The following is an 11,000-nucleotide window of genomic DNA, read 5'->3' on the forward strand; positions in this document are numbered from 1 at the left end:
TGCGCATGCGACCGTCTGTTGTGCTTGACATGAAGCGAAGCGCAGTGCGTGAAGCGGTAGGCCGCTTTCGCGCCGCGAACCCGCGCGTCTTCGGCTCGGTGCTGCATGGCACCGACCGGGATGGCAGCGACCTCGACCTGTTGGTCGATGCGCTGCCCGGTGCCACGTTGTTGGACTTGGGCGATTTGGAAGAAGAACTGAAATCGCTGCTCGGCGTTGACGTCGATCTGCTGACTCCCGGCGACCTGCCGCCGAAGTTCCGGGCCAAGGTGCTCGCGGAGGCGCAACCGATATGAGCGAGAACCGCCTGCCCGATTACCTCGACCACATTCAGCAGGCCGCAACCGATGCGCGCAGCTTCGTGGAAGGGATGGCCAAGGACGACTTCTTGGCCGACAAGCGCACCCAGCAGGCCGTCATCATGAGCCTGATCGTCATCGGCGAGGCGGCCACAAAGGTGATGGATGGCTACGTCGAGTTCACCCAGGCGCATGCCGACGTGCCGTGGCGCAGCATGCGCAATATGCGTAATCGCATGGCTCACGGCTATTTCGACATCAACCTCGATGTGGTGTGGGAGACGGTACAGGAATGGCTGCCGGCGTTGCTCCAGCAATTGCCCGCCGTGCGTCAGGATGCCGACGATGAAGACCGTAACGACAACTGTGAAAGAGGGATCTCCGATGACTGTTGAATCGAGAATATTTTCTGTAGCCGAGTATGTTCAGCCGTCCGAAGGCGAGCCTATTCGTTCCGTTGTGCTTGAAACCCGAGACTCAATTATCGTGGTTTGGCATGTCCATCCCGGGCAGGAAATTGCGGCTCACATTCATCCTCACGGCCAAGACACGTGGACTGTTTTGTCGGGAATGGCTGATTACTTTCAGGGCAATGGGATTGTTCGTGCCCTCAGGGAAGGTGAGATAGCCGTGGCAAGACCGGGCCAAGTGCACGGGGCGCGAAATACAGGTACCGAGCCATTTGTGTTAGTCTCGGTTGTGGCATCAGCCAATGCCGGTTTCGTATTGGCTGAGCGATAGAGCCCAATCTCTGGAGTTGGTCCAATGAGCGGTCGGGGAGATAGGTAACAGACATGCAGCGGACACGGCTGCTAAACCAGGTCGCAAACCTCCTTGCGTCGCAGCGTGCCGCAAGCGACGCGATCAATCGAATGGGGTCGGCATGAGACTGAACACCATCCAGTTCCCGACCGCGTAGCCGCCTGTCCTGCCGATCAGGTCTTGACCATCGACGCCTGGGATCAGTCCTGAATGTTCTTGGAGACCACTACGTTATGAGCCGCAGCCGCCGCAAAACACCCATCGTCGGGCACACGACCTGCGGCAGCGAGCGCGAGGACAAGAAGCTCTGGCATCAGCGCTGGCGCACCCGTGAGCGCACGGCGCTGACCAGCGCGTCGCCCGAAGCCCTGAGCGCCCATCTGCCCCTGCTGGAAAACCAGGCCAGCAGCGTCTGGTCGATGGGCAAGGATGGCCGCTCCTACTGGCCCGTCAAGCGCCAGGCCGCCACGGCGGATCGCATCGCCAATCACAAGGGACGCAACCCGCAAGAACGCGCCTCCCTGAAAAAGCGCCTGCTTACACTGTGATTCCTTCAAAATATCTCAACGAAATTTCCCGACACCTGTTTAAGCTATCTTGCTGATATTTCTGTTTTTCGATTTTTGCCGGCGCGATGCCGGCGACGTTGGCCAGCTGCCCCGGGCGCGATACTGAGATCAGTTTCTTTGAACAAAAAAACCGCCTTTTGGCGGTCAGTATTCAGTAGCGGGGTTAGAGGGCCAGTCGTGTAAAAAACCACGTTAGCCGACTATTTATTTGAATAACATAATATTTTAACTGATATGCCAGCGTTCATCCTGACTTATCTGAACAGGGCTCCGCCTGTAAAATGTGAAAGATAGAAAGGTAATTATTTATAATAAAATTAAATAATTTCAATTTTCTCTTCAGAATATACACTGACAGTGTGAAAAAACCCCCGTTATCACGGGGATTTTCCTGTAGATAATACGTTACCTGACTTGCTTAGAAGGCGCAAAGCGCAGTATCAAAATACCGGCCAGAGCGGCCAGTATGGACCCTGCCAGAACCCCCACCTTGACCTCATCAACGAGCAGAGGGCTGCCTGTAAAGGCCAGATTGCCGATAAACAGGCTCATGGTAAAACCAATCCCACACAGTACCGAGACACCATAAACCTGTAACCAGGTACTTTTCTCTGGTCGTTTCGCCAGGCCCAGGCTGACGGCCAGTAGCGACAGGCCAAAGATACCTGCCTGTTTACCCAAAAACAGGCCCAGCGCCACGCCTACCGGAACCGGCGACAACAGGTCATTCATCGTCATGCCCGACAACGCGACGCCCGCATTGGCGAAGCCAAACAGCGGCAGTATCATAAACGTGACCCAGGGGTTGATGGCATGCTCAAGCCTGTCCAGAGGCACTTCATCAGCCGCATTCCTGGTTCGCAGCGGGATAAAGAACGCCAGCAGGATACCCGCGACGGTGGCATGCACGCCTGACTGAAGCATGAAAAACCACAGTACTCCCCCCGTCAGCAGATAGGGCAGCAGGCGCGTCACGCCGGCACGGTTCAGGCTAAACAGCAGAGCAACCATTGCCGCTGCACCACCCAGCATCAGAAGCGAAATGTTGCTGGTATAGAAGAGCGCGATGATAGCCACCGCCCCCATGTCATCCAGAATAGCCAGCGCCGACAGGAAAATTTTTAGCGAGACTGGCACACGACTGCCCAGTAAGGCGAGTACACCGAGCGCAAAAGCAATATCCGTGGCCGCCGGGATGGCCCAGCCGGAAAGGGTTTCGTCATGACCGGCATTAAACCCCACGTAAATCAGGGCAGGTACGGCCAGACCACCCAGTGCGGCAAAGCCCGGCAACGCACGCTGGCTCCAGGTGGCTAACTGGCCGGTGACAAGCTCACGCTTGATTTCCAGCCCGACCATCATAAAGAATACGGCCATCAGGGCATCGTTTATCCAGTGCTCAACGGACAGGCCTGCTGTTTTGTATTTCAGGAGTGTTTCATAACCTTCCCTGAGGGGCGAATTGGCCACGATGATAGCGGCTGCCGAAGCAATAATAAGCACAATACCGCCCGCTACAGGTGAACTGAAAAAATTAGAAACGGGCTTGATAACTTTTCTGGTTAATCCGATTGGGTTTTCTGTCACTTAATCTCCCCCTGAGATGTTGACTTACGAATTGTGAATCAGGCAACCCAGAGACTGTGCACTCCAAAAATGCAATGCACAGCCTGATTGACTGATGTAAGAAATTTAGATAATTAAATTAATAAGTTAAATTCGGTCGGTCTGTGGTTACATTTTATCATGCACCGTCAGGTAAATGGCCGCCTTCAGGTAAATTATCGTAAAGCGAAGCCTTGGCGGGGCTAGGGTGCGTTTCCATTCTGAGAAATTTGCTCAGTCTGTTTCCAGAACATGGCTGAAATTTACTATCCGCCGCGTGTCAGTAAATAGTATCTGTCAGTAAGAGCTGGCAACGTAAACTGACACGGGTAGTGATGGAAAATGATTACACAGGACACCGTTTGCAGACAGATGCTGCTCTGAGCCGCATTATCCTGAAAAGCCTGAACAGCAGCTGATGGATAATTATCCGTCCATGCCGGTGACGAATGGCTGTCAGAAAAGACATACCACAGGTCAAAATGGCGCATTTCGTTAACACTGAGGCCAGAAGTTTTGGGCTGGATATATTTATTGCTTGCCGGATGCTGTGAGATCTTTTACGCGGCGGCCATTCCGCGGACCGACGGGTTCACCCGGTTATGGCCGGGGTCGGTTCCGGCTGAGGGCGAAATGACACCCTAAGCGTTAGCTCTGTGTCGTTGCACGATGTCAGCGACGGTATTCTTGCTGATACCGAGCTCGCGTGCGATCCAGCGATAGCTGCGTCCCTCGGCCCTCATCGCAACCACCTTAGGCAAAAGTCGGTCTGATTTTGGTCGCACTCCGGCCTGACGACCAAGCCTCTTACCACGTGCCTTCGCAACAGCAAGGCCTGACTTGACCCGCTCGCTGATGAGATCCCGCTCAAACTCCGCAATGCCGGAAAGAAACGTCGCCAGCATTCGTCCATACGGCGACGAAAGATCGAACGCCATTCCATTCATGGCTATCACGGAAACCTTCCAGTTCTCCAGTTCACGTAGCGTATTGAGCAGATCGAGCGTCGAGCGCCCCCACCGGGAAAGCTCAGTGACCAGGATTGCATCAATTTGTCTGGACTGGGCAAGCGCCAGGACTTTCTTTCGCTCGGCCCGGTCGAGTTTAGTTCCTGAACCTGTTTCCTTAAATATTCCCACCACGTCGTAGCCGGCACGGCCGGCGAAGGCTCGCAGATCAAATTCCTGGCGTTCACAAGACTGATCCGCTGTTGAAACCCGGCAGTAAATGGCGGCACGATGTCCCAATTGAACCCTCCTGGATTTTTGTATCGGAACGCCCTGATTTATATGGGCTGGCTGTTGTCCAAAACAGACTATACTTCAAAAGGGACGAATTTGTATGTCACGACGCCATATTTTCACCGAACGGCAGTGAGCAGCGCTGTTCGATCTGCCCACGGACGAACTGTCGCTACTGAAGTTCTACACTCTGGGCGATGATGACCTGGAAAACATTAGGCAGCGCCGCAGACCGGAAAACAGGATTGGCTTTGCCCTGCAACTTTGTGCCTTACGATATCCGGGCCGTGCACTGGCTCCTGGTGAGATGATCCCGCGTGAAGTCCTTTCCTTCGTCGGTGCTCAGCTTGGAGTTCCGGCTGATGCGCTTCTCACTTATGCCACACGGCGCCAAACCCGTCAGCAGCACATGGACACGCTGCGCGAAATTTACGGCTACAAGACCTTCACGGGCCGTGGTGCCCGTGATCTGCGGGAGTGGACTTTCGGCCAGGCCGAAGATGCCAGATCAAACGAGGATCTTGCTCATCGTTTTATTGTGCGGTGTCGGGAAACTTCCACCATTCTGCCCGCAGTATCGACAATCGAGCGCTTGTGCGCGGATGCTCTGGTCGCCGCTGAGCGGCGGATTGAAACGCGGATTGCGGAAAATTTAACAGCGGATGTTCGCGATCACCTGGACAAACTTCTGAGTGAAATGCTCGCCGGCAATATCAGTCGTTTCATCTGGCTTCGCAACTTCGAGGTTGGTAACAACTCGGCTGCTGCTAACCGTTTGCTCGACAGGCTCGAATTTCTGCGTACCCTGAATATCAATCATAGTGCTTTGGCCAGCATACCTGCCCATCGCATTGCCCGGCTGCGTCGGCAGGGTGAACGCTACTTCACCGACGGTTTGCGTGACATCACTTCGGACCGCCGCTGGGCGATCCTTGCCGTCTGTGTTGTGGAGTGGGAAGCGGCGATTGCTGATGCCATAGTCGAAACCCATGACAGGATCGTAGGAAAAACCTGGCGGGAAGCGAAGCGCCAGCATGACGAAACAATTTCCGGCTCTAAAGCCACACTCACGGATACGATCCGCACCTTCACCGCGCTGGGAGCTTCGTTGCTTGAGGCCCGCAGTGACGGAACCCCGCTGGAGATGGCTGTCGCCAGTTCGGTTGCATGGGACCGGCTCGCTCAACTGGTAGCGACAGGGACTCAACTCAGCAACACGCTAGCCGATGAGCCTCTTGCATATGTCGGGCAGGGATACCATCGCTTTCGTCGTTATGCGCCCCGCATGTTGCGCTGTCTGAAGCTCGAAGCCGCGCCGGTCGCCGGACCATTGGTAGCAGCAGCTTTGTCGATCGGAGAGATGAAAGGTGTTGCATCGCCAGAAAGGCGTTTCCTGCGGCCCAGCTCCAAATGGAACCGTCATTTACGAGCTCAGGAAAAAGGAGATACCCGTCTTTGGGAAGTGGCGGTACTCTTTCACCTCCGGGATGCTTTTCGTTCCGGAGATGTCTGGCTCGCTCATTCGCGCCGCTATGGTGACCTCAAGCAGGTACTGGTGCCGATGATCGCGGCGCAGGAAAATGCAAAACTGGCCGTGCCTTCCAACCCACAGGATTGGCTGGCAGACAGAAAGGCGCGACTCACGATCGCTCTTAAGCGGCTGGCCCGGGCTGCCCGTAACGGCACTATTCCGCACGGTAGCATAGAAGATGGAACGTTGCGGATCGACAGGTTGACAGCAGACGTGCCGGATGGTGCCGAGGCACTCATACTGGATCTGTATCGCCGAATGCCGTCCGTTCGGATTACCGACATGCTGCTTGAAGTTGATGCAGCCCTTGGTTTCACAGATGCGTTTACCCATCTGAGAACCGGGGCTCCATGTCGCGACCGGATCGGTCTGCTCAACGTCCTGCTCGCTGAAGGGCTCAATCTGGGCCTGCGTAAGATGGCGGAAGCTACAAACACGCATGATTACTGGCAGCTCTCACGCCTTGCCCGCTGGCATGTTGAAAGCGAAGCCATGAACCAGGCATTGGCAATTGTGGTGGCCGCGCAGGGTAAACTGCCGATGTCACGCGTCTGGGGGATGGGCACGTCAGCATCGAGCGATGGTCAGTTTTTCCCGACAGCGCGGCATGGCGAAGCCATGAACATGGTCAATGCCAAATATGGTTCTGTTCCCGGCCTCAAAGCGTATACTCACGTAAGCGACCAGTTCGCGCCATTCGCTTGTCAGTCGATCCCGGCGACCGTGAGCGAGGCACCGTATATTCTCGATGGACTACTGATGAACGAGGTCGGTCGCCATGTTCGCGAACAGTATGCCGATACAGCAGGATTCACCGACCATTTGTTCGGAGCCAGTAGCCTGCTCGGCTACAATCTCGTTCTGCGAATCAGGGATCTGCCATCGAAGCGGTTGTACGTATTTAATCCCGATACGACCCCCAGGGAGTTACGCAAGTTGGTAGGTGGAAAAGCCCGGGAGGATCTTATCGTTGCGAACTGGCCTGATATTTTCCGTTGTGCCGCGACGATGACCGCTGGCAAAATCAGGCCCAGCCAACTCCTGCGCAAGCTCGCTTCTTACCCACGACAAAACAACCTTGCAGTTGCGCTTCGTGAAGTTGGTCGTATTGAACGGACCCTTTTCATTATTGAGTGGATCCTGGATACGGACATGCAGCGGCGTGCTCAGATCGGTCTTAACAAGGGAGAGGCCCACCATGCGCTCAAAAATGCGCTCCGTATCGGGAGGCAGGGGGAAATTCGCGATCGCACGACAGAGGGGCAGCACTACCGAATCGCTGGGCTCAATTTATTGACTGCGGTGATCATTTACTGGAATACCGTCCATCTTGGTCATGCCGTCACGGAGCGGCGGAACGAAGGGTTGGATGTTCCCCCTGAATTTCTTCCCCACATATCCCCATTGGGCTGGGCGCACATTCTACTGACTGGCGAATATCTTTGGCCCAAGGAACCGAAAGCTTAGGGTGTCATTTCGCCCTCAGCCGGAACCGACCCCTATGAAAACCCCATAAAGTCATTTTCGTAGACTGCATTCAGGATCTTAACCAGCGCATACTGGACGATTTTGTCCTCCAGTGAGGCGATGCCGAGCGGGCGCTGTTTTCCATCCGCTTTCGGGATGTAGTGCCGCCTGCCGGGCTGAGCCCTGTAACTACCCTGATGAAGCCTCCGGTGCAGATCTGCTATGTTGACCTTCAGGTTTTCGGCGTAGTCCTTCCACCTGACACCATCAACTCCGGCAGCCGCTTTCCTGCTCAGGGAGAGGAATGCGTTCTCCAGTGCCTCTGCTGTCAGGAGGTGGAACAATGCGGTAAACCGTTCTTTCTTCCGCTGCTTCGCAGCTTCCCGCACGCGTGACAGCCTCTGTGACATACTTTCCCGGCTCTGCGTCCGGCGCATGTGTGGCTGTTCCGCGTTTCCCTTGGCCCCGCTCCTTCGCTCCACTGACTCCGCTCCTTGCGGATTGTTCGCCAGATTCGCAGCTACTATGAGCGAGTCCGACTTCTCCTCTCCGTACATCACCGGCTTCGGCTCCTCGCCTTCCCGGTGCGGGCCATCTCCGGCACTGGCAGATGGTCAGAGGGGAGATCTCCCGGTTCCCGCGTAAAGATCGTATTGACATGCCAGGGTCTCAGACCCCGCCGGGTCCATATGGCACTCGCAGTAACGCACCCTATGATGTTGCCTTCCGTAAACAGTACAACGTCGGCACCCGGGAATTTAATATACATTTCGTGGCTCAATGGCTGGCCTGTCAACACCCCTGTCAACGCTTCGCCCCATACCTCACGGTATACAACGCATGACTCGGGGACCCTGTGGATTGCTGGTCCTTCAATGGTCGGGGACTTTCACCCCTTGATCTTTACCGGTCTCCCGGCGCACACTGTATATATAACCAGTAAAATTAGAGTGTCAGGAGGAAAGATGAAGCTACAGTTTTTCAGCACCGGGAAAGAACTCCCGCCACAGGCCCATCCGTTGTTTGCAGACCTGGCCAGCTGCGGTTTTCCCAGCCCTGCAGCTGACTATGTCGAATCTGATCTGGATCTCCATGATTACTGCATACGGCATCCGAGCGCGACTTACTACCTTCGCGCCAGCGGAGACAGCATGGCCGACGGCAGCCTTTACAATGGCGATCTGCTGGTTGTGGACTGTGCCGAGAAGCCCCGGCATGGCGATATTGTTGTGGCCAGCGTGCAGGGGGAGTTTACGGTCAAACGGCTGCTGCTGACGCCACGACTGACGCTGCAGCCCATGAACGCCGCCTGGTCGCCGATTTATCCCGACCCGGACGATCTGGATATCTTTGGCGTCGTCACGCACATCATCCACCGCCCGAGGGAGATGTACTGATGTTTGCCCTGGCCGATGTGAACAGCTTTTATGCCAGCTGCGAACGTGTTTTCCGCCCGGATTTGAAAGGAAAGCCGGTTGTGGTGCTCAGCAATAACGATGGCTGCGTAATCGCGAGAAGTGCCGAGGCAAAGCCCTGGATCAAAATGGGTACGCCGTGGTTTCAGATGAAAAACGAAAGATACCCGGAAAAAATATACGCGTTCTCTAGCAACTATGAACTTTATGCATCCATGTCGGCACGCGTGATGAGCTGCCTGGAGGAACTGGCTCCGGGGGTGGAACAGTATTCGATTGACGAGATGTTCCTCGATCTGACCGGCGTGGAGCACTGCATGGACCTGGAGGACTTCGGCCGGCAGCTGCGACAGCACGTGTATGACTGTACCCGTCTGACCATTGGCGTGGGTGCCGGACCAACGAAAACCCTCGCAAAATCAGCCCAGTGGGCCTCAAAGGAGTGGAAACAGTTTCGTGGTGTGCTCGCACTCACCCGGGGGAATCCACAGCGAACGCGGAAACTGCTTTCACTGCAGCCGGTCGAAGAGATCTGGGGCGTGGGAAACCGTATTGCACGCAAGCTCAATGTTCTGGGCATTAAGACCGCGCTCGATCTGGCCCTGACGAACCCGGCCTTCATCCGGAAAAATTTCTCCGTCGTTCTCGAGCGAACAGTGCGCGAACTGAACGGGGAAAGCTGCATGTCGCTTGAGGAAGCACCGCCAACAAAGCAGCAGATAGTCTGCAGCCGCAGCTTTGGTGAGAAGGTCACTGAATACGATTCGCTGCGGCAGGCTGTCTGTCAGTACGCAGAGCGGGCCTCAGAAAAGCTGCGCAAGGAGCGCCAGTATTGCCGGCATATTTCCGTTTTCATCAAAACGTCTCCGTTCGCCGTTAAAGAGCCTTATTACGGCAACGTGGCCACGGAGAAACTGCTTACTCCCACCCAGGACACCCGGGACATCATTGCGGCCGCCACAACGGCTCTGGAGCGTATCTGGAAGGACGGGCACCGGTATGCCAAAGCCGGTGTGATGCTGAATGACTTCACCGGCTCCGGCGTTTCGCAGCTGCAGCTGTTCGACGAACGCCCTCCACGCCCTCACAGTGCTGAGCTGATGAAGGTTCTCGATGGCATTAATCATTCCGGACTGGGACAGGTCTGGTTTGCCGGACGAGGGATTGCGCCTGCGTGGCAAATGAAACGCGATATGCTCTCCCCTGCGTACACCACCCGCTGGAAAGATATCCCCATAGTGAGGATCGGCTAAATTTTGCATTTCAGAGAGAGCCAGTAGTGCTCGCCGCAGCCGAACGACAGGGCTAAGCCCGCGAGTGAGCGAGGAAGCACCAGGGAACTGTACGGACAAATTCTGCTTACGCTCGAAGTTAAATGGACAACTTATCCAGTTATCCACCGGGTAGATCCAAGTATCTGATCCAGCAAAGATCCATATAATGATCCAAACAGATCCCGGTACGTTGAAAACCGCGCCATGCATAGGCTAACAGCCATTTCATGTGTTTATAAGTCGGATATTTGTGTTTGTAAATCGGTATTCTGTGTTTACAAAGCGGATTTATGTGTTTATAAAACGGATTGCGCGTGTTTATAAATGGGATTACGCATGCTGTGTCTGTGGATGATCCTTTAACTGTGGATAAGTCCTTATGTATAAGAAAAGTGTAGATCTATCACTTGAATCGGTTCTCGTAGAAATCGATGAAAATAAGAAGCTCATGCCTTCCAGAAACGCTACTGTCCAGCCTGTAGCTTTGATGCGCTTAGGTCTGTTTCTACCTTCCTTAAAACGAAAAGGAAAGGATACAGAAAATATCAGTATTGATGCGAGTAACGAACTTCAAAGCTTAGAGTTGGCAAGAGCCGAAGGTTATACAGACATCCGTATTACCGGCCCACGACTTTCGATGGAGACTGACTTCAAGGTGTGGGTTGGCATCATTCTCGCGTTTTCGAAATATGGCTTAAACAGCAGCACCATTGAACTTCCATTCAGCGAGTTTGCTACATTATGCGGGTTTAGCTCAAAGGACAAAGATAAAGGACTCAGAACGCGCTTGGCCGACTCTCTTATTCGTCTTCGCAGCACAACTATCAAGCTTGCCTC

General features: G+C 54.7%; 9 protein-coding genes and 2 pseudogenes. 8 read left to right on the forward strand and 3 right to left on the reverse strand.

Annotated features, from left to right (window positions below; genetic code table 11):
- Positions 1 to 5 precede the first annotated feature (5 nt).
- The 4 genes from ACOTXF_RS21255 (at position 6) to ACOTXF_RS21270 (ending at position 1,609) form a co-directional block, all read left to right on the forward strand.
- On the forward strand, positions 6 to 296 hold the full coding sequence (locus ACOTXF_RS21255) for a nucleotidyltransferase family protein (protein ID WP_001247892.1): 291 nt from the start codon (positions 6 to 8) through the stop codon (positions 294 to 296).
- Positions 293 to 694: a DUF86 domain-containing protein gene (locus ACOTXF_RS21260; RefSeq protein ID WP_001293886.1), complete on the forward strand. Its 402-nt coding sequence runs from the start codon at positions 293 to 295 to the stop codon at positions 692 to 694. Before ACOTXF_RS21255 ends, ACOTXF_RS21260 begins: the two co-directional genes overlap by 4 nt.
- A complete protein-coding gene (locus tag ACOTXF_RS21265) occupies positions 684 to 1,040 on the forward strand; it encodes a cupin domain-containing protein (RefSeq protein ID WP_000215515.1) in 357 nt (118 codons plus the stop codon). The genes ACOTXF_RS21260 and ACOTXF_RS21265 overlap by 11 nt, the downstream gene beginning before the upstream one ends.
- Before the next feature lie 254 nt (positions 1,041 to 1,294).
- The gene (locus ACOTXF_RS21270) at positions 1,295 to 1,609 is read left to right on the forward strand and encodes a hypothetical protein (RefSeq protein ID WP_000091613.1); all 315 of its coding nucleotides are present in this window, start codon (positions 1,295 to 1,297) and stop codon (positions 1,607 to 1,609) included.
- A gap of 426 nt (positions 1,610 to 2,035) precedes the next feature.
- Here the strand turns inward: ACOTXF_RS21270 and nhaA are convergent, their stop codons facing one another.
- Positions 2,036 to 3,217 (reverse strand): Na+/H+ antiporter NhaA, encoded by a 1,182-nt coding sequence (nhaA, locus tag ACOTXF_RS21275; protein ID WP_004194048.1) that lies wholly within the window; start codon positions 3,215 to 3,217, stop codon positions 2,036 to 2,038.
- 659 nt (positions 3,218 to 3,876) lie between these two features.
- Positions 3,877 to 4,482: a recombinase family protein gene (locus tag ACOTXF_RS21280; RefSeq protein WP_000509966.1), complete on the reverse strand. Its 606-nt coding sequence runs from the start codon at positions 4,480 to 4,482 to the stop codon at positions 3,877 to 3,879.
- Between the two features lie 136 nt (positions 4,483 to 4,618).
- On the opposite strand from ACOTXF_RS21280, the gene ACOTXF_RS21285 reads away from it, so the two are divergent.
- Entirely contained in the window at positions 4,619 to 7,474 is a 2,856-nt protein-coding gene (locus tag ACOTXF_RS21285; protein ID WP_234115392.1) for a Tn3-like element Tn5403 family transposase, read from the forward strand.
- 35 nt (positions 7,475 to 7,509) lie between these two features.
- Here ACOTXF_RS21285 and ACOTXF_RS21290 read toward each other — a convergent pair.
- Positions 7,510 to 8,034 (reverse strand): annotated as a pseudogene (locus tag ACOTXF_RS21290) (group II intron reverse transcriptase/maturase); the annotation flags it as partial.
- Between the two features lie 405 nt (positions 8,035 to 8,439).
- On the opposite strand from ACOTXF_RS21290, the gene umuD reads away from it, so the two are divergent.
- From umuD to ACOTXF_RS21305, 3 genes and pseudogenes are all read left to right on the forward strand, one after another.
- Positions 8,440 to 8,871, forward strand: a complete 432-nt coding sequence (gene umuD / locus ACOTXF_RS21295; protein ID WP_004197746.1) for a translesion error-prone DNA polymerase V autoproteolytic subunit — start codon at positions 8,440 to 8,442, stop codon at positions 8,869 to 8,871.
- Positions 8,871 to 10,142, forward strand: coding sequence for a Y-family DNA polymerase (locus ACOTXF_RS21300; RefSeq protein WP_004197744.1), 1,272 nt, complete (start codon positions 8,871 to 8,873; stop codon positions 10,140 to 10,142). The genes umuD and ACOTXF_RS21300 overlap by 1 nt, the downstream gene beginning before the upstream one ends.
- A 400-nt stretch (positions 10,143 to 10,542) precedes the next feature.
- Positions 10,543 to 11,000 (forward strand): annotated as a pseudogene (locus ACOTXF_RS21305) (protein RepA); the annotation flags it as partial.

This window comes from Enterobacter cloacae complex sp. IR53041, assembly GCF_049238285.1.
Lineage (GTDB): Bacteria > Pseudomonadota > Gammaproteobacteria > Enterobacterales > Enterobacteriaceae > Enterobacter > Enterobacter roggenkampii.